17 protein-coding genes are annotated in these 18,264 nt (G+C 53.9%); 9 read left to right on the forward strand and 8 right to left on the reverse strand.

Going from position 1 to position 18,264, the window contains the following annotated elements; translation table 11 throughout:
* Positions 1-15: 15 nt before the first annotated feature.
* From Q1L85_RS04365 to gshA, 3 genes are all read left to right on the forward strand, one after another.
* A complete protein-coding gene (locus Q1L85_RS04365) occupies positions 16-2,199 on the forward strand; it encodes a TonB-dependent siderophore receptor (RefSeq protein WP_300427654.1) in 2,184 nt (727 codons plus the stop codon).
* A 104-nt stretch (positions 2,200-2,303) separates the two neighbouring features.
* On the forward strand, positions 2,304-4,466 hold the full coding sequence (locus Q1L85_RS04370; protein WP_300432397.1) for a TonB-dependent siderophore receptor: 2,163 nt from the start codon (positions 2,304-2,306) through the stop codon (positions 4,464-4,466).
* A 63-nt stretch (positions 4,467-4,529) separates the two neighbouring features.
* Complete coding sequence (gene gshA, locus Q1L85_RS04375; RefSeq protein ID WP_300427592.1) at positions 4,530-6,095, forward strand: glutamate--cysteine ligase; 1,566 nt, start codon at positions 4,530-4,532, stop codon at positions 6,093-6,095.
* Here the strand turns inward: gshA and Q1L85_RS04380 are convergent, their stop codons facing one another.
* A complete protein-coding gene (locus Q1L85_RS04380; protein WP_300427593.1) occupies positions 6,096-6,497 on the reverse strand; it encodes a flagellar basal body-associated FliL family protein in 402 nt (133 codons plus the stop codon).
* Positions 6,498-6,621: 124 nt separating this feature from the next.
* On the opposite strand from Q1L85_RS04380, the gene Q1L85_RS04385 reads away from it, so the two are divergent.
* The 3 genes from Q1L85_RS04385 (at position 6,622) to Q1L85_RS04395 (ending at position 8,783) form a co-directional block, all read left to right on the forward strand.
* On the forward strand, positions 6,622-7,137 hold the full coding sequence (locus Q1L85_RS04385) for a disulfide bond formation protein B (RefSeq protein WP_300427595.1): 516 nt from the start codon (positions 6,622-6,624) through the stop codon (positions 7,135-7,137).
* Between the two features lie 135 nt (positions 7,138-7,272).
* Complete coding sequence (rsd, locus tag Q1L85_RS04390) at positions 7,273-7,746, forward strand: sigma D regulator (RefSeq protein ID WP_300427596.1); 474 nt, start codon at positions 7,273-7,275, stop codon at positions 7,744-7,746.
* A 77-nt stretch (positions 7,747-7,823) separates the two neighbouring features.
* Entirely contained in the window at positions 7,824-8,783 is a 960-nt protein-coding gene (locus tag Q1L85_RS04395; RefSeq protein ID WP_300427597.1) for a hypothetical protein, read from the forward strand.
* A gap of 3 nt (positions 8,784-8,786) precedes the next feature.
* Here the strand turns inward: Q1L85_RS04395 and Q1L85_RS04400 are convergent, their stop codons facing one another.
* The gene (locus Q1L85_RS04400; RefSeq protein ID WP_300427598.1) at positions 8,787-9,224 is read right to left on the reverse strand and encodes a DUF4124 domain-containing protein; all 438 of its coding nucleotides are present in this window, start codon (positions 9,222-9,224) and stop codon (positions 8,787-8,789) included.
* Positions 9,225-9,300: 76 nt separating this feature from the next.
* Between Q1L85_RS04400 and Q1L85_RS04405 the strand changes: the two genes are divergently transcribed.
* Positions 9,301-10,059 carry a ParA family protein gene (locus Q1L85_RS04405; RefSeq protein ID WP_300427599.1) on the forward strand — a complete coding sequence of 253 codons (759 nt, stop codon included), beginning with the start codon at positions 9,301-9,303 and terminating at the stop codon, positions 10,057-10,059.
* A 28-nt stretch (positions 10,060-10,087) separates the two neighbouring features.
* On the opposite strand, the gene dmpG is transcribed toward Q1L85_RS04405, so the two are convergent.
* Genes dmpG through Q1L85_RS04435 form a run of 6 tightly spaced genes read right to left on the reverse strand, consistent with a single transcriptional unit; the run spans position 10,088 to position 16,508 of the window.
* On the reverse strand, positions 10,088-11,101 hold the full coding sequence (gene dmpG / locus Q1L85_RS04410) for a 4-hydroxy-2-oxovalerate aldolase (RefSeq protein ID WP_373914516.1): 1,014 nt from the start codon (positions 11,099-11,101) through the stop codon (positions 10,088-10,090).
* 19 nt (positions 11,102-11,120) lie between these two features.
* The gene (locus Q1L85_RS04415) at positions 11,121-12,059 is read right to left on the reverse strand and encodes an acetaldehyde dehydrogenase (acetylating) (protein ID WP_300427602.1); all 939 of its coding nucleotides are present in this window, start codon (positions 12,057-12,059) and stop codon (positions 11,121-11,123) included.
* A 9-nt stretch (positions 12,060-12,068) separates the two neighbouring features.
* The gene (locus Q1L85_RS04420; protein ID WP_300427604.1) at positions 12,069-12,848 is read right to left on the reverse strand and encodes a 2-keto-4-pentenoate hydratase; all 780 of its coding nucleotides are present in this window, start codon (positions 12,846-12,848) and stop codon (positions 12,069-12,071) included.
* A gap of 14 nt (positions 12,849-12,862) precedes the next feature.
* On the reverse strand, positions 12,863-14,617 hold the full coding sequence (locus tag Q1L85_RS04425) for a bifunctional 3-(3-hydroxy-phenyl)propionate/3-hydroxycinnamic acid hydroxylase (protein WP_300427607.1): 1,755 nt from the start codon (positions 14,615-14,617) through the stop codon (positions 12,863-12,865).
* Positions 14,618-14,636: 19 nt separating this feature from the next.
* Complete coding sequence (locus tag Q1L85_RS04430; protein ID WP_300427608.1) at positions 14,637-15,614, reverse strand: VOC family protein; 978 nt, start codon at positions 15,612-15,614, stop codon at positions 14,637-14,639.
* 9 nt (positions 15,615-15,623) lie between these two features.
* On the reverse strand, positions 15,624-16,508 hold the full coding sequence (locus Q1L85_RS04435; RefSeq protein WP_300427610.1) for an alpha/beta fold hydrolase: 885 nt from the start codon (positions 16,506-16,508) through the stop codon (positions 15,624-15,626).
* 136 nt (positions 16,509-16,644) lie between these two features.
* Between Q1L85_RS04435 and Q1L85_RS04440 the strand changes: the two genes are divergently transcribed.
* Both Q1L85_RS04440 and Q1L85_RS04445 read left to right on the forward strand, forming a co-directional pair.
* On the forward strand, positions 16,645-17,490 hold the full coding sequence (locus tag Q1L85_RS04440; protein WP_300427611.1) for an SDR family oxidoreductase: 846 nt from the start codon (positions 16,645-16,647) through the stop codon (positions 17,488-17,490).
* Positions 17,491-17,504: 14 nt separating this feature from the next.
* Positions 17,505-18,185 carry a TetR/AcrR family transcriptional regulator gene (locus tag Q1L85_RS04445; protein WP_300427612.1) on the forward strand — a complete coding sequence of 227 codons (681 nt, stop codon included), beginning with the start codon at positions 17,505-17,507 and terminating at the stop codon, positions 18,183-18,185.
* Positions 18,186-18,264 lie beyond the last annotated feature (79 nt).

Below are 18,264 nucleotides of genomic sequence, written 5' to 3' on the forward strand. Positions count from 1 at the left end.
AAAGCAGGGACAGGATTGAAGTTAAAACTATCCGCAGGTCTGAGAGCAGGCCTGCTCAGCGCTGTAGCCAGTGTGACTGCCCAGACATGGGCAGTCTCTGATCTGCCGGATGATCTGTCTCTGGCAGACCCGCTGCTGTCTGATGTTCCTCATGTTCTGAGCGCGGTCAGGCTGCATCAGCCTACGGCTGAAGTACCCGCCAGTGTTACCGTGCTCGACAGCGATTTTATTCGCGCCACCGGGGCTAAAAATATCTCTGATCTGCTGCGCTACGTGCCCGGTATGCAGGTCGCTCCCGAACTCTACGACAACAGCGAATCTGTTGCCTACCATGGTGGCCCGTCAATTTTCCCTAAGAGCATGCAGGTACTGATCGATGGTCGCTCCGTCTACCGCTCAGGGCTTGCCGCCGTCGGCTGGGAAAAGTTACCTGTGGCCGTCGAAGAAATTCAGCGTATCGAAGTGGTACGCGGGCCGAACTCAACCAGTTATGGCACCAATGCTTACCAGGCGGTCGTTAACATTATTACCCACCATCCGGCGGACTCGGGCGGTGACAGCCTCACCGTTGAAGGGGGTAATAACAGTGAAGGCTATGTGTACGCACAGAAGATTTTCACCACGGATAAACATCAGTGGCGGCTGAACGCGAATTATCGCCACAGCGATAATATGCAGGACAGCACCGATCCGCGCCTGGGGTGTAGTGACGGGTGTCCGGACACCCGGGAATCCGCATTTATAACCTTACGCGGCCATCATGATCTTGGCGCCAACGATGAGATGGACTCCGCGTTTGTCATCATGACCGCAGAACGTGACGTCCCCCTATACGAATTCAGTGAAAACCGGGTGTCAGACCTGCACATGGAGACCGGCACCCGTTATTACCGCCAGCTGAACAGTAACCATGAGCTGAAAGTCTCGGCCTATGCGTTGATGTACGAGCGTTACCAGCCTCAGAGTGTCGACAGCGTTTATGCCGGCTATTTCGATCCGGATCTGGGCGCGCTCTATCGCCTCAACCCGGAAGCCGCGCGACAGTTCGCCCGGGGCGAAGTCCCTGCGGCGGCAGATATGTCAGACCCTCAGCAGGCCAGCCTGATCGGAACACTGGTAAGCCGCTATGCCGATCCTGCTGATTTTATTGTGCCCATCCGTGGTGAACTGACATCCGGATCGACCGAATACCGGGCTGATCTGGAAATTCAGGATACGCTGGCTCTCCGACCTGATCTGACGATGATCGCCGGATTCGGATATCGATACGACAGAGTCGAATCTGAGAATTACTACAACGGCATGATCGACGACCACAAGCTGCGTCTGTTCGGAAACCTGAACTGGCACATAAATCAGCGCTGGGTTGCGCACTCAGGTCTGATGCTCGAGAAAGAAGACGGTGACGACTACACCCTGTCTGCCCGGGCAGCGCTGAACTATCTGATCAGCCCCCTCGAGTCACTCCGCCTGGTCTACAGCCAGGCCGCACGCACACCCGATTTTCTTGAAGAAAATGCCGACTGGACATACCGCTTCCGGACCTACGAAACCGAATCGCCTTACGCCAGCGACGAATTCTACGCATCATTACAGGGGCCCGGAGACCTTGAGCCGCAAAGGATTGAGTCATACGAGATAGGTTACTACGGACGCAGTGGTCAACAACGTACGCTCGCTGAGTGGGATTTACGTCTGTTCTACGAAGAGCTGACCGAGGTTGTTTACCTCTATCCCTCCGTTTGGGCAGAGCAGGCATACTGTGGCAACCGGATCAATTTCTCCGGAGCAGAATGGCAGCTTAGCCTGTCTCCATCCAGTGCCACTACACTGCGGCTCTCCGGCGCGCTGATCAATGCCAGCGCTGCCCCATCAGACCCGCGCGTCAGTGACGATGAACTGGTCGAATTATATTCACCTTTCACCCAGACACTTGCGTGGCTGCAACAATGGCCAGCAAGCGTGCACAGCACCGCCAGCCTGTTCCTGATCTCCGACGCCGGCGGCGTCAGCGGGGACGACACCCGAGACGTTCAGCGCCTCGATCTTCACCTGTATCAACCGGTCTCATTGGGCTCTCTTCCCGGTCAATGGAACATCCGGGTTCAACACGATTTTTCGGATGATACCTACACCCCACGCGGTAGCCGCTACGACTCAGATACCCGCTATCAGGCAGGGATCAGACTGCAGTTCTGAGAATGCTTATTATTCTTTCAGGCCAGCACATCCAAACCGGCCAGAAGTTAGAAGAAGCCCTGAAATCCCTTTATAATCGCGCCTCCTGAAATCCGGAGACACCAGTGAAATTTCCAGGCTGTATTTTCCTGACGCTTTCCATCGCTGCCAGCGCTTGGGCAGAGTCCGTTGACGAGACGCTGTTCCTCGACCCGATGGCTGCGGATGTACCTCATGTGCTGACCGCCGTGAGATTGCGCCAACCCGCAGCAGAAGTGCCAGCCAGTGTCACTGTACTCGATGCAGATTTCATCGCAGCCACAGGCGCCACGACCATTACAGAGCTGATGCGATTCGTCCCCGGCATGATGGTGGCCCCGGAAATTTACGACAACAACGACAGTGTTCAGTATCACGGTGGCCCTGCGCACTTCCCGAAGGGTATGCAGATCCTGCTGGATGGTCATACGATTTTCGGTTCGGCACTCAACTCGGTGAACTGGTATCAGTTACCCGTAGCCGTTGAGCAGATCCAGCGTATTGAAGTAGTGCGGGGGCCGAATGCACCCACCTACGGCACCAACGCCTATCAGGCGGTGATTAATATCATCACCCGCCACACAGCGGACTCCCAGGGTGGCAGAATCGTCACCGAAGGAGGCAACAACCGCTACCGCTATGGGTTCGCTCAGGCAGGGTGGGGCTATGAAGGAAATTACTGGGCCGTTTCAGCACTCCATCGCGCCACGGACAACCTAGAAGACCTCTATTCCGACGTGCCGCCCTGCAGCCCCTGTTCAGATAATCGCCGGGCCAATGCGTTATCTCTGCGCGGCGATGTCGAACTCAGCCATCAGACCAGTCTGCGCACCAGCCTGTATGTTGCCGATGCCAGGAAACAGGTGCCGTTTTACCAGCAGGCGGTCACTGAAAACGATATTACTGACCGCTCAGTACTTGCTGGTCTGACACTTGAACACACAGCGACTGAACATCATCAGGTACGACTCACTGCGAGTTACCTTCATAACGAACGGCTCAACGATACGCGTATTGAAGGAATAGGTGCAGGGGCTCTGGATGATGATCTGCGAGCCCTGTTTCTGATCAACCCCGAGGCAGCCATGTTGCTGGCTCAGGGAGAACTTCTGGCCGCCTATAGCGCTCTCGATCTGACGGATCAGCAACAGACAGCCCTGGTCCAGGCGCTCGCGACACGGTATGCCGATATAACAGACGCCATGATTCCTGTGTCGGGTGATGTCCGCGCCTATCTGACCGAAGACAGAGTTGATATGGAAATTCAGGATACCTGGGCCCTGTCACCCGATCTGACTTTTGTATCAGGATTGGGTTATCGCTATGAAGTCGCCGATTCTGAGCATTTTTACGGTGGCCGGATAGACGACCATAAATTCCGTGCTTTCGCGCACGTAAACTGGAAACCAGCCGACGCCTGGGTTGCCCATGCTGGTCTGATGTACGAGAAAGAAGGGCAACACGAAGAGGCTCTGTCGTTCCGCAGTGCCCTGAATTATCTGCTGACGCCACTGAACTCCATCCGCGTTGTATTTAACGAATCGGCGCGAACACCGGATTTCTTTGAAGAACATGCGTACTGGACATTCCAGCTGAAGAACATTGAAACAGAGGCTGAGCTGAACGGGACCACCTATTTCGAATCTTATATCGGCCCCGGCGATCTGGATCAGCAACGTATCCGCTCCTACGAGCTGGGCTACTACGGCCGCACCCAGAGCGGCAGTTTCGATACCGACCTCCGCGCCTTCCGTGAATATCAGTACGATGTGATCTATCGCTGGCCGTCGACACGCTCGCCAGTGACGTACACCGACAATGAAATCTGGTATACGGGCATCGAAGGGCAGGCCAGCTGGTATCCCAGACGTGGCACGCAACTGCGCTTTAACGGCGCGTACACTGAGCTGACCTATGAACTGGAAGAAGGCCTCACCGAAGAACGGATCTTTGCGCTGTACGCGCCCGTCACTACGACAACCAGCTGGATTCAACAGTGGCCCGGACGCATCCATACCACTGCCACCCTGATTCTCGGCTATGACTACGGCAGCAAGGACGACAACGCCGATCCGACTGACATGAAGCGCCTGGATCTTTATGTGCGTCGCCCATTTGAGTTATCAGGGTTGCCTGGCGAAGGGTATGTAAAAGCCCAACGGGACTTCTCTTCTGACCCACACCTGCCCGGCACTCTGGCCTACAACAGTGTTTTGCGCTGGCAGGCCGGATTCAGCCTCGAATTCTGACCTTTAGAATTAGGCGAGGCTGAGGTTTCACCCTATAATCCCGCCACATCCAATTGTTCCGAGGTGCTCTTGGCGACTTACGACCATCTGCTGACACTGCTGTCCGACGACCGTCACCTGCCGCTGCTCCGCAGCCTTCAGCGTGGCCTCGAAAAAGAAGGTCTGCGTTGCGACCCACAAGGGCATATCGCTCAGACGCCTCACCCTAAAGGTCTGGGTTCGGCGCTGACACACCCTGCTATTACTACGGATTATTCCGAGGCTCTGCTGGAATTCATCACGCCGGTATTTACCTCGGCGCACGAGGCATCAGCCTTTCTCGAAATCGCCCATCGATTTGCTTATCAGCAGATGAATGGTGAGCTGATCTGGCCGGCGTCCATGCCCTGCATCCTGAACGGCGAGATGAGTATTCCCATTGCGGATTACGGTGATTCCAATCTGGGTAAACTGAAACACGTCTACCGCCATGGATTGTGGCATCGCTACGGCCGGACGATGCAGGCAATCTCAGGAATTCATTACAACTTTTCTCTGCCTGACGGGCTACTGGAATTGCTGGCCGCAGAAGAGGGACGAACCGCCGACAAAGACTTTGTCTCCGAGCGCTACCTGCGCCTTATCCGTAACTTCCGTCGCCATGGCTGGCTGCTGATGTACCTGTTTGGTGCATCACCGGCCGTCTGTAAAACGTTCCTCGCTGGCCGCGATCATAAGCTGGATACACTCCATCAGCACACCCTGTATGCGCCTTACGCAACCTCGTTACGCATGAGTGACCTTGGCTACCAGAATAACGCTCAATCCGGGCTGAAGGTGTGTCACAACACGCTGGACAGCTACATCAATACGCTGAGCGAAGCCCTGACCATTCCCGTAGCAGAATACGAAGCCATTGGCGTACGTGGCGACGACGGCGAATACCGTCAGCTCAATACCAACATGCTGCAGATAGAGAACGAGTACTACAGCAATATCCGTCCTAAGCGGGTCGGTTTGCCTGGCGAGAAGCCCCTGCAGGCCCTCGACCGTGCGGGCATTCAGTACATTGAAGTCCGCAGCACTGACGTAAACCCCTTCCTGCCACTCGGGATCGATGTCCCTCAGATGCAGTTCCTGGACGTATTTCTGACCTGGTGCGCACTGACAGACAGCCCGGAAATCTCCGATGATGAATACGAGAGAATCCAGACCAATTTCAGCCGCACAGTATACGAGGGGCGCCGCCCGGGACTGACCCTGCAGACCAGCAGTGGTGAGGTCAGCCTGCAGCGTCTTGGTATGGATCTGTTGGATGCCATGTCGGAGCTGGCGCGTACCATGGATACAGCGCATGGGCAGTGTTTCCACCTGGATACGCTGAATCAACAGCGCCTGAAGCTGGCCGACTCCGCACTGACCCCTTCAGCGAAGATTCTGAGGATTATCGAAGAAGACGGTATTGAGTTTGCTACCCTGACACTCCAGCAGGCGCTGGAACATCGCAAGACGCTCTCTGAGCCCCTGTCTCCGACGGTACTGGAGCAATGGAAGAAAGCCGCGTCAGACAGCCTGCAGGAGCAGGCCGACATGGAAGCAGCAGACACTCTGTCGTTTGACGAGTACCTGCAGAATTATCTGAAACGCTGATCAGTTCTGAACAACAAAGTTGTTGAAATAGACATCATCAATGTAGGGCATCCCTTCAAGCTCGGTCATCAGAGCTTTCACCTCTTCAAGGGCGGTGCCCCGCAACTCCTCACGCCCCTGTGAGGAGTTCATGATTTCCGGCTCCTGCGCACTCAGCAGCATCACCAGATTATTGCGCAGATACGGCTTGTGATAACTGACCTTCTCAGCCGCTTCAACACTCGACACCTTCAGGGCAACGTCAGTGCGCAGATATTTCATGCGCCCCGTGCTGCCGTAGTTCACGACAAAGGCAGGTTCAAAGTAGATGTATTGCACCTGCGGGCCCGCAGGCGCACCGTCTTCCGCCCACACCAGGCCCGAAAAAACCAGCCCCACGACCAGCATCCAGCGTCTGAACATAATTCCTCCTTTCTGAGTCCGTTACCTTTACCAAACATTGCTTAACAGAGTAGCAGCTGACACAGAAAGCGCCCGGGCAGCGTGATAAACTCAGGCCAGTTATGACTCACTGATAGGGAAAACCATGTCGCTGTTAAAACGTATACCCGACGGTGCGCTCAGCGCAGGTTACTTCGCCGGATTTCTCACCTGTATCGCTCTGCTGGGTGCAGCGTATTACTTTGAATACGCGCTGTATCTCGAGCCCTGCCCACTGTGTATTGTGCAGCGCATCGCGACCCTGATGGTCGGCATCGGATGCCTTTGGGCATTTCTCGGCAGAAACACCCAGTGGCCGCTACGGCTCGGCCTGTTGTTTACCAGCGCTTCATCCGTGTTTGGGGCCTGGGTTGCGAACCATCACGTCACCATCCAGAACCTTCCGGCCGATGAAGTCCCGGTCTGTGGACCCGGACTGGAATACATGATTGAGACCCTGCCCCCGAGTGAACTGATCACCACGATTCTCAAAGGCGACGGAAGTTGTGCAGATGTCTCCTGGCTGTTCCTGGGGCTGACAATGCCACAGTGGATGCTGGTGGTATTCCTTGGTTTTCTGGTCGTCAGTGTGGTGGCGGTGGTGCGGGTCTGGTCCCGTTAATGCACAGATACCGGGCATTGCAAGAAAAAAAACTGAAAAAAGTTTCTTGCCTCTGACTTTTTTACGCGCCTATATTGTGGGTCATTAAGAGACACAGAACGTGGCTATAACCACAGAGTTACCGGGGATTTTTTCATGTTAGAACAATGCAAAGACGCGCAGGAACGCTGGGGCGGTGTACACCAGATGATCGATAAGTGGCTGAATGACCGTCAGGCCCTGATTGTCCGCTTCTGCAATCTGAGCGCATCTCGTCCACTTTCCGACGAAACACCACTCGGCCAGAGCATCCAGGCCATGTGTGAATCACTGATCGATTACTGTTCGGCCGGACACTTCGAAATTTATGAACAGCTGATGGCCGAAGCGCGTGAGTTTGATGACGGCAGCATCTCGCTGGCCGACGAACTGATGCCGCGACTGGAAGAACTGACCGGCAAATGCGTTGATTTCAACGATACCTACGACAAGCACTGTACGCTGGATCAGCTGGCGAAACTGCCAGAAGATCTGTCATCGCTGGGTGAGGTCATGGAAGAGCGTTTCCAGATCGAAGATCAGCTCATTGAAAAAATGCACAACGTACACCGCGAAGCAGTGGCCAGCTGAACCTCAGATTCTGGTCTAAACTGACAGCAGGCGCGCGAGTTCCGCGCGCCGTGTTTCACTAACACGGAACTGTTGTCATGCGTTTCCCTTTCCTGCTTTCTGTTGCCCTGTCTTCCCTGCTTCTCGCGGGCTGTGACAGCGGTGAAAAACCCTCCGAGTTTTATGATGTTGCTGTTCAGGGCACCTACAGCCTGCGCCTGAACCACGAAGGCAACGCTGCGTTTGTCGGCAGCCTGTTCCACGGCGGCAGTTACTGGACACTGATCCCCCCAGAGCGACACTTTGACTGGAACCATAAAGCGGAAACGGTCAGCAACCTGACCAGCGCCAGCTTCTCGCCTGCGGACGACTTCGTCGCCACCAGTGACAGCAAAACCATCGTTCTCTGGAGCGTCGCGACCGGCGCCGCCATCTGGTACTGGAATGCCCCCGGCGATATCAAAGACATAGCGCTGACAAACCGGGGCGAACTTGCTCTGCTGGGCATGGACGATTACACAGCCACACTGTTTGATATCCGCAACGGGGGCATACGGCATCGCCTCGCGCACGAAGGCGTGGTTTATGATGTGAGTATCAATCAGGAAGGGCTGGTAGCGGCGACCGCCAGTGACGACCTGACAGCCGCCGTATGGAATCTGAACGACGGCACCAGAATTCAGACCTTCAAACACTCGAATCAGGTCCGTACCGCCGAGCTATCACCCAGTGGCCGCCTGTTATTCACTTCCGCCATGAGCGAGCCCGGCCGGATCTGGGACGCACGCAGCGGGCAATTATTGTACGAACTGCCAGGGTCTCGCGGACATTTCGGCGCGGCGCGTTTTAATGCTGGTGAGCAGTATCTGTTGACGGGCAATACCAGCGGCATGATACAGCTCTGGAACCTGAACGATGGCTCCGAAAGCAAACGATGGCAGGCGACGTCTGGCGAAAACTGGATAGGTAATACAGTGTCCGTTGAAGATGTCGCCTTTTCCAACAGTGGCGCCGTAGCGGCTGGCGCGAACGGCCGGATTTACTACATGAGCTTCTGAGACCTACCTCTGAGACTCGAGGTACTGAGTCCGCTGCTCCATCAGTGCCTTAACCTGCTCGGCCTGACGAAAAGCTTCTTCGGCACGCTGCGGTGTGACTACCGGGATGGCCGGTAACTCAGAGTTCAGAGAAGTTATCCCCCCGGATTCACCAGCCACGGCCTTAGGGGCATCCACAGGTGCCAGGATATTTGCTGCGGTGTCGACGTTGACAGGCACAGCATGTGCGCCATCGGGCACCTCATCTCCAAAGTGCCAGTTCCCTGCGGCGTCCTGCCATTTGTAGAAGGTCTGCCGGGTAGAAGAACTGGACAGCACATCCTCTGGCGGCATGTACCTGCTCAGCCCTGAAGAGCCTCCTCGCATCTTATCCATCAGATATGGAGTTGCTGCCATAATTGCTACGGCAGAAATCATCATCAAAATAAGACCAAACTTCATTAGGTACTCCCTGTCATCCCAAAATTTCCATTTTCGCGTATGCTTATACCATAGCCTTTTATTGTACGCAGGCGCGATGAACCAGATGATGTCAGGTCAGCACAGTAATTCAATACGTACCGTCAGTTATAAACCGCCGGTGCGTATTCTTGTTGCTAACGCCAAGGGCGGCTGTGGCAAAACGACCCTGGCAACCAACCTTGCCTGTCAGTTCGCCCGCGCAGGCGAAACGACCGTGCTGATCGATCACGACCCTCAGGGCTCGGCCTCTGACTGGCTGGCACAACGCAGCGCCCGTCTGCCAATCATCAACGGACTGTCAGCCGTGAAAGAACGCCACGGAGGCGGTTCGACACTGAGCTGGCGGATGCGGATACATCCCTCCACCGAAAGAGTCGTCATTGATACACCCGCAGGGTTGCACGGCAATGAACTCTCCGATCTGGTGGCGCAGGCCGATATTGTTCTGATTCCGGTGATCCCATCCGCCATTGATATGCGCGCCGTCACTGAATTCATTCAGGAACTGATGAAAACCCAGGCGTTTCGTCAGAAGCCCAAACCGGTGGCAGTTATTGCCAACCGCGTGAAGCGCAACACTCTCAGCTTCGGCGCACTGCAGGCTTTTCTCGATGAACTGCATATTCCTTTCATCGCCTCGCTGCGCGATACCCAGTTTTACGTACGTGCAGGTGAGCACGGCTTTGGCGTCGTAGATTTTGACCGCCAGCATGACAAAGAAATCGAAGAGTGGTTACCACTGATGAAATGGCTGACGCAGACCGTCGGACAACTGCAGAGCAGCACAGAGAAGGAGACAAACAGTCCTCGCTGAGGGCCAACCTCAGCGAGAACCTGAACAGTTACTGCCTACCCAGCAGATCCAGAGCAACGTCGACGATCATGTCTTCCTGACCGCCAACCATACCGCGCTTACCCAGCTCCACCAGAATATCGACTGTCTTCAACCCGTACTTCTTCGCAGCGACTTCCGAATGCCGCAGAAAGCTGGAATACACGCCGGCGTATCCAAGCGCCAGAGTTTCACGGTCAACGCGTACAGGCCGGTCCTGTAAGGGCCTGACAATGTCGTCAGCGGCATCCATCAAGGTATAAAGATCGGTACCATGATTCCAGCCAAGACGCTCAGCAGCCGCAATAAAGACTTCGAGCGGTGCGTTACCGGCACCGGCCCCCATGCCAGCGAGAGAGGCGTCAATACGGTCACAACCTTCCTCAACCGCAACAATTGAGTTAGCCACCCCGAGCGAAAGGTTGTGGTGTGCGTGCATCCCCGTTTGTGTTGCCGGATCCAACACATCTTTTACCGCCCGGAAGCGATCCCGGATATCCTTCATGCTCATTGCGCCGCCAGAATCCACGATGTAAATACAGGTCGCGCCGTATTCTTCCATCAGCTTTGCCTGTGTGGCCAGATTCTGAGGCGTGGTCATATGACCCATCATCAGAAAGCCCACCGTATCCATACCCAGTGCCCGCGCATAATCAATGTGCTGGCGGGAGATATCCGCCTCGGTGCAATGGGTTGCGACCCGTACGACCCGCGCCCCCGCATCATAAGCATTTTTCAGATCGTGACAGGTTCCGATACCCGGAAGCAGCAGAGTCGCGACCTGTGCATGCGAAACGACATCGGCCACCGCTTCGATCCACTCAAGATCGGTATAAGCGCCAAAGCCATAGTTAAAACTGGAGCCTTGCAGACCATCACCATGGGCGACTTCGATACTGTCTACCCGGGCGTGATCGAGTGCTACAGCGATACGCTGAACATCCTCCAGTGAATACTGATGGCGTACCGCATGACTGCCATCACGTAGGGTTACATCTGAAATATAAAGTTTTTTCTCAGCGATATTCGTCATCATTTTTCCCTCAGCGCTGGAGCATAGATTCGGCCATGCGCTCTGCTGTCGCTAATGCCGCAGAGGTCATGATGTCGAGGTTGCCTGCATAGGCAGGCAGATAGTGAGCCGCTCCCTCAACTTCGAGAAACACGGAAGTTTTCAGACCAGAAAACCGACCATGCCCAGGAATGGTCAACGGGCTTTCTTCGGGAATCACTTCAAACTGAATATCCTGCTTCAGACGATATCCGGGAACATAGCTTCTGACCGACTGAATCATTTCTTCAACCGATTGCCGGACAGACTCCTGATCGGCAGCTGCCGAAAGCACATACACGGTATCGCGCATTATCAGTGGTGGCTCGGCGGGGTTAAGTACAATAATCGCCTTCCCTTTGTCTGCGCCTCCCACCACGCGGATTGCTTCCGACGTTGTTTCGGTAAACTCGTCGATATTTGCACGCGTGCCTGGGCCTGCTGAGCGACTGCTGATCGACGCTACAATTTCGGCATAATGCACATGCGCCACTTTCGACACGGCAGCGACAACAGGGATGGTCGCCTGCCCACCGCAGGTCACCATATTGACGTTGTCTTTCTCAACATGCGCGTCTCCGTTAACCACGGGAACACAATATGGGCCAATGGCTGCCGGCGTCAGATCAATACAACGTATGCCCGGCTTATAACGGCGCAGGTAAGCATCGTTATTGATATGCGCGCTGGCAGAAGTTGCATCAAACACAATATCTATATCGTTAAATACCGGCATACGAACCAGGCCTTCAACACCCTCATGGGTGGTCGCAACATCCATGCGACGGGCACGTGCCAGACCATCAGATTCCGGGTCGATACCGACCATAGCTGCAATCTCAATATTTTTGCCGTGGCGTAATATTTTGATCATCAGATCCGTACCGATATTACCGCTGCCAATAATGGCGGCTTTAAGTTTTTTATTCATCGAATTACCTCACACCAGACGACAGGAAACAGAACCCAGTGCTCCCATGCGGGCCTGAATAATGTCACCGGATTGAATATTCACCATGGGGCCAAGTGCTCCGGAGAGAATAACCTCTCCCGCTTTAAGACCTTCACCCCGAGCCGCCATAGTGCAGGCCAGCCAATACGCTGCGCGTAATGGATGACCAAGACAGGCAGCTCCCGTACCAACCGACGCGACAGATCCGTTCAGATCGAGCTGCATCCCTATCTCATGTAAATCAAGATCACCGATAGCGACAGGTTGATTACCCAGTACATACAGACCGCAGGACGCGTTATCTGCAACTGTGTCCGCCAGCGAAATTTTCCAGTCGGCGATGGCGCTATCGACGATTTCAAGCGCCGGAAGCGCATATGCAAGACACGCCAGAAACTCAGCATAAGAAGGCGTTTCTGATTGCAGGTCTTTGCCGACAACAAAGGCAACCTCAGCTTCAATTTTCGGCTGCAGAAGCGTATCGGTCGGCACTGCTTCACCATCCAGATATTCCATATCCTGAAAGAGAACACCAAAGTCTGGTTGCGCTACGCCCAGCTGTTGCTGCACGGATGCAGACGTCAGGCCGACCTTCTTTCCCGAGATTCTGCCGCCCTGTGACAGTCGGTTGCGGGTGTTTATATCTGCGACAGCGTAAGCGTCATTCAGCGTAACCACGCCATAATCTTCGGATATTTTATTGATAGGCTTCCTGAACTCACGAGCCTCGCGCAGTGCTTTCGCTGCGGCTGATATTTCTACGTTCATAGTTATTTTCCTGCTTAAACCGCAACTGCATCAGGGGTGGAGGTAATCAACATGTCAGCGTACGAAACGGCGCTATCCCCCAACTGGTTTTTCAGCTGACTGACGGCCTGATTCAGATCTTTTACAGAAACCACCGCAAAAGTGAATTTATCCGGCCGGAGAATGGCCACCGCATCTTTGCAATACCCTGACCTGGCGAACCAACGGATCATATCCCCCGTCATATCTTCAACTTCCGTCAAGCCTTCAACTGTCATGTGAGAAACGTGCAACCCCTGTGGGCGCTGACCGAAATCGACCATAGATACAAAACGGGTGCCGAGACTTTCCAGCCATTCCTGGTGCGATGCTGAAAGAGTGGTACGAGGGTCTGCACCCAGGCCGATCAAAGCAAAGTCACGCCCGGTAATTTCATCCAGAAGCACCTTGGAACCATCGATCAGCCGTACTTCGGGTTGTGGGCTCATTTTCCCTTCCGGGCTCTTACGACGCTTTCTGGGAAGCCCAAGATAAGAGTTTTCCGAGTAAGATGGCTTTGGTTTGAACTCGCCCTCCTGAAAATATTCGCGTACCGGCTTAACAGCCAGACCTACTTTCAGAAAAGCATCCCTTACTCCCGTCAGAACAGGGTTGGTCATCGACACAACGTCTTTCAGAAAAACAGAGATATCGATCATGGATTTAGCGTGGTCGTGACGTTCAGAACCGTAAGAGTCCAGCAGAAAGTCTCCTGCTGTACCTTTAAGCACTGCGCTCAGTTTCCAGCCAAGATTAAAGCCATCACGGAATCCGGCGCTCGCACCCTGCCCCATAAATTGGGGCGTCATATGGGCGGCATCGCCTGCAAGAATCACCCGACCTTCACGCCACTTTTCAACAATAAGTGCATTGAAGGTATATACGAGTTTTCGTTTGACGATGAATTTATCCGGGTCAACATAACGCGAGATCAACTGACGGATGGTATCCGGATGCTCCATATATTCTTTTGTCTGGCCTGGCTTGAGCATAAATTCAAAGCGATGAAATTTATCGGGCTGGATACAGCTGACAACCGGCTGGCCAGGATCGACAACGAAGTTGAAGTAGGGCGTGTGACGAAGCTCATCGACACCTTCTTTCTGCTCAAGGTCGACAACCAGCCAAGGCTCAGGAAAGCTTTTCCCCGTCATTTTTATTCCGAGTGATTCGCGCACAAAGCTACGTCCACCATCACACCCAACCAGATACGCAGCGCGAACCGTCTGAGGGTCTAACTTTCCGTCGCCCTGAGCTTTCTGATCATCACCATCATTAAAGCGAAACTCCTGCGTCGCCTGATGAACTACCGTTACCCCCTCGCTGTCGTGCTGAAACTCAACCAGCTCACGTCCACGAAGTACTGTCACGGTAGGATAACGGGCCAGCTCTTCGGTCATTGTGGTTTCAAGATATGGCTGGTAGAAAAAGTTTACGACGGGCCAGCCATACGTTTTCTTCTTCGGCAGATACTGCGCCATGACGGTACAGTCGGTACGAACGAACTGCACAGGCACATCAGGAAGCATATCTTTACCAATTTCTTCAGCGCAGCCGATATGTTGAAAAATACGCATGCACTCATCATCGGTATACACGGCACGTGCGTTACCATAGAAGCTTGGTTCTTTCTCCAGAACCGTCACTTTATGACCGCGCATGCCTAACATATGCGCGAGCGTCAGCCCTGTCGGTCCCAGGCCAGCTATCACGACTTCGGTATCGTATTTCCGGATATTTTCAGTTTTCATATTGATCTCTCCTACCGCTTCAGAACGGGCTGTATTCTTTTCCTGCCAACGATTTAATACCGTTGATAAAATTGATCGCATTGACTTTCAGGAAATTCACTAGTCCAGATTTCTGTGGTTTATGCCCCCAGAGGCTGATGCCTTTAAACCGCTCAACTGCCCAGTCATTTTCATTTACCTTCAGCGCATCAAAGCCCAGTTCCCATTCAAATCCAGATGGTGTAATGACATAAAATGAAAGCTCTTTGTCATTCGGGTGCTGGCCAATTTCATGAGCCATTTCGAAACCAAGCTGTTTCAGTCTGCGGAATGCACCGACCAGATCATCCATAGTGTCAGCAACAAGGTTCACGTGCTGAGCCTGGGTCCGGATCGGGTCAAGGCGTACGCCTTTGGTGCTTGCGACTGCAATAGAGTGATGACGCTCGTTAAAACGAAGAAAGGTGATGTCCAATTCGACGCCCGCGATTTTCTCATCGATATAATCACTGATTCTTGCGTCAAATATTTCGTGCCAGAAACCCAGCATTATTTCTGGTGTGCGTGATGTAATCGCCAGGTGTCCCATGCCACTGTCACCCGTAACAATCCCGCTGACCTTCATATTCAGGGGTTCTTCAGAAAGTATTGGTGAGCGGTACAGTTCGAGCGTCAGCCCCTTTGGGCCTTTGAAGCTGTAATACGAATGAACACCTCGTATTACTGCAGACTTACCAGAGGTGGCCGTGACCGGAATCGCCTTCGCTGACAGGCGCTGAAGGACTTCCTTCATTGCTTCATCTGATTGCACATGAATACCCAGTGCAGAGATATCTTCCGCCTTGCCTTTTTCGACCATGATCCGGCGTTCATGGCGATCAAACCTGTAAGCGAGACGCTCACCAGTCCGCTCAGCTTCGTGCAGACCAATACCGTCATGGAAGAAGCGTTGCCACTCATCCAGTTTCTGTGACTGGATGACGAGATAACCGATCTGAATGTGATTAAATAAATCCATCTTTCCCCCTCAGGCACTGATGCGCTGTTCAGCATTTAAGGGAGTGCGTTGCTTAAGATAGAGAGTCACCAGCTCATTGAACTCTTCAGCGCGTTCCCACTGCGCCCAGTGGCCGGTATTACTCATCACATAGAGATCGCAGTTACGCATTGTTCTTTGCAGACGCGGGCCACCTGAAGGACGGTTCACTTTGTCGTCAGCCCCCCAGATCACAAGCGTTGGCGTTGTGCATTCCGCCAGACGTGCGTCACGGGTGAAGTCCATGCGCAGCGCTCCGCCGAGACTGTTCGGACGACGTAAGGGCGGTTGAGCAACCACTTCCGGGTCGATACTTGAACGGAAGCGCTCCTGAATCACGGCGTCGCTGACCTGACTGCCATCAAACACCAGATAATTACGGATAAAATCCGAGAGTTTCTCTGTCGTCGGACCTTCGCCACCGTAATAATTCAACAGTTTGTTAAGCCCTTTCGTAGGCAGCCCCCGTGTTGTACCAATGCCCCCTGGACCCATCAGAACAAGCGCAGACACTTTTCGCGATTGTTCTAAGGCCATACGGAGAGCACAGGCACCGCCCAGGGAATTTCCAACAACATGCGCTTTTGGGATATTCAGTGCGTGCATCAACCCCAGAATACCTTCCGCCAGATCGCCAAAAGGGTCTGCCCTGTCGATGCCCTTCGTTGACTTGCCATAACCAGGCATATCCGGGATTAACACGCGGAAGTGTTCAGCAAGAGCCTCAGCGTTTTTCGAATAGTTCGACATGCCAGAGGCCCCGGGGCCGCCACCGTGCAGGAGGATGACAGGGTAGCCTTCTCCCAACTCGGTGAGATGTATCGTTCTGCGACCGACCTTAACGTCGTAGCTATGGAGATTTTTCGTCTTGGCCATACCGCGCTCCTGTGTGTTTTTGCCTGACTGGAGATCATCATATTATCTAAATGACGATATCGTCAACTTGACGATAGAGTCAAATAATGACAAAAGGGAGCACCTGATACAGAAACAGCATCACCAGGAGAGACTCATGATTCAGGATCTGCGAGGGCGCGTTGCGATCGTGACTGGCGCTAATACCGGCATAGGAAAAGAGACAAGCACCGCATTGGCACTGCGCGGAGCCCATGTTTTTATGGCTTGTCGCTCACACGGCAAGGCCGAGAAAGCGAGACAGGAGATTCAGGAGGTCATCGGCGGCCAGGGCAGACTAGAGGTTCTCCCGCTCGACCTGGGCGACCTCGAATCAGTCAGGTTGGCAGCTCAGCAGTTTATTAACAGAGGCCTGCCGCTACACATGCTGATCTGCAATGCTGGCCTCGCGGGTCAGAAAGGAATCACCAGATCAGGATTCGAACTGGCCTTCGGCACCTGCCACATCGGCCACTTTCTGTTTACCAGGTTGCTGATGGACACCCTGCGCGCCTCAGCCCCTGCGCGGGTGGTTGTCGTTTCCAGTAAGGCACACCGGCATGTAAAAGACTTCAGCCTTGAGCAGGTAAGACAACCCACCAGCAGTACTGGCGGCATCCGGGAATATGCTCACGCCAAACTCGCTAACCTCTTGTTTGTATCTGAGCTCAGCCATCAACTTGAAGGCTCAGGCGTCAACGTTTATGCGCTCCATCCGGGAATCGTAGCGTCAGACGTCTGGCGGTCTGCACCGGCGTTACTCCGTGGTATTATCAAACCTTTCATGATGACTCCTGAACAAGGGGCAGCCACAAGCCTCTGGTGTGCCACCAGCGCGGACTGTGCCCAGGAATCTGGCCTGTATTACGAAGACTGCAAGCGCAGTCAGACATCCACACTGGCCCGGAACCGACAGTTAGCTCAGGAGTTATGGGATTACAGTGAGCGCTGTACCGCGCGGTAATATTCAGAGGTGTTATGACCGAACAGACAGTGAACCACCGCACCCGGGTAGGCCAGGAGCGCCGCGAAAAAATGCGCCGCCGGCTACTGGAAAGCGCGCTGGGAGTATTTGCAGAGAAAGGCATCGATGGCACGGTTATCGACGATTTTATTTCTGCCGCTGGCGTCTCTCGTGGCACCTTTTATAACTATTTCAAAACACCCAGCGATCTGGTGACAGCCATCGGAGAATTGCTCTCTAATGAATTGGTACACCTGATTGAGGAACATGTTGAAGGCATGGACAACCCTTCAGAGATACTCGCCACCGGCTTGCGGCTGTTTCTGAAAACAACCCATGAACGTCCGACCCTTGCGCGTTTTTTCTGGCGTGCCGGATTCAACATCAACGCGACAGGTCACCTGATCTACCAATACCTGCCCGTTCATATCGGCCGCGCACTGGAAAACAGATCCATCAAAGCGGCGGATATCCCCTCCGCGCTGGAAGTCATAGTCGGCATTATGCTGGCCACCATGTTCGCCTATTCAAACCGACAGACCGATGCACACTACTCCGAACAGATGATTGCGCATTGCTTCCGGGCATTAGGCGTAGACGAAAAAGAAATTACCCGATTACTCACGCTATCGCTGCCGGATATCACCCTCCCCGAAGACTCCATGCTACAGAGTCTGGCGCTTGTTTCAGGCTAAGAAGAATTTCTTAGCCCTCTAGACCTCCGGCGACACTTCAGGCTGAAAGCTTTGCTGTGGCCTCTTTGGCAAACCATAA

It is taken from the genome of uncultured Thalassolituus sp. (assembly GCF_950066645.1).
GTDB lineage: Bacteria > Pseudomonadota > Gammaproteobacteria > Pseudomonadales > Oceanobacteraceae > Thalassolituus.

Excerpts from the sequence above, each read along its gene's own strand:
- rsd (WP_300427596.1), top strand. The coding sequence starts at position 7,273 with ATGTTAGAACAATGCAAAGACGCGCAGGAACGCTGGGGCGGTGTACAC.
- Q1L85_RS04440 (WP_300427611.1), top strand. The coding sequence starts at position 16,645 with ATGATTCAGGATCTGCGAGGGCGCGTTGCGATCGTGACTGGCGCTAAT.
- Q1L85_RS04405 (WP_300427599.1), top strand. The coding sequence starts at position 9,301 with ATGAACCAGATGATGTCAGGTCAGCACAGTAATTCAATACGTACCGTC.
- Q1L85_RS04445 (WP_300427612.1), top strand. The coding sequence starts at position 17,505 with ATGACCGAACAGACAGTGAACCACCGCACCCGGGTAGGCCAGGAGCGC.
- Q1L85_RS04395 (WP_300427597.1), top strand. The coding sequence starts at position 7,824 with ATGCGTTTCCCTTTCCTGCTTTCTGTTGCCCTGTCTTCCCTGCTTCTC.
- Q1L85_RS04420 (WP_300427604.1), bottom strand. The coding sequence starts at position 12,848 with ATGAACGTAGAAATATCAGCCGCAGCGAAAGCACTGCGCGAGGCTCGT.
- Q1L85_RS04385 (WP_300427595.1), top strand. The coding sequence starts at position 6,622 with ATGTCGCTGTTAAAACGTATACCCGACGGTGCGCTCAGCGCAGGTTAC.
- Q1L85_RS04400 (WP_300427598.1), bottom strand. The coding sequence starts at position 9,224 with ATGAAGTTTGGTCTTATTTTGATGATGATTTCTGCCGTAGCAATTATG.
- Q1L85_RS04435 (WP_300427610.1), bottom strand. The coding sequence starts at position 16,508 with ATGGCCAAGACGAAAAATCTCCATAGCTACGACGTTAAGGTCGGTCGC.
- Q1L85_RS04430 (WP_300427608.1), bottom strand. The coding sequence starts at position 15,614 with ATGGATTTATTTAATCACATTCAGATCGGTTATCTCGTCATCCAGTCA.
- Q1L85_RS04415 (WP_300427602.1), bottom strand. The coding sequence starts at position 12,059 with ATGAATAAAAAACTTAAAGCCGCCATTATTGGCAGCGGTAATATCGGT.
- Q1L85_RS04380 (WP_300427593.1), bottom strand. The coding sequence starts at position 6,497 with ATGTTCAGACGCTGGATGCTGGTCGTGGGGCTGGTTTTTTCGGGCCTG.
- Q1L85_RS04425 (WP_300427607.1), bottom strand. The coding sequence starts at position 14,617 with ATGAAAACTGAAAATATCCGGAAATACGATACCGAAGTCGTGATAGCT.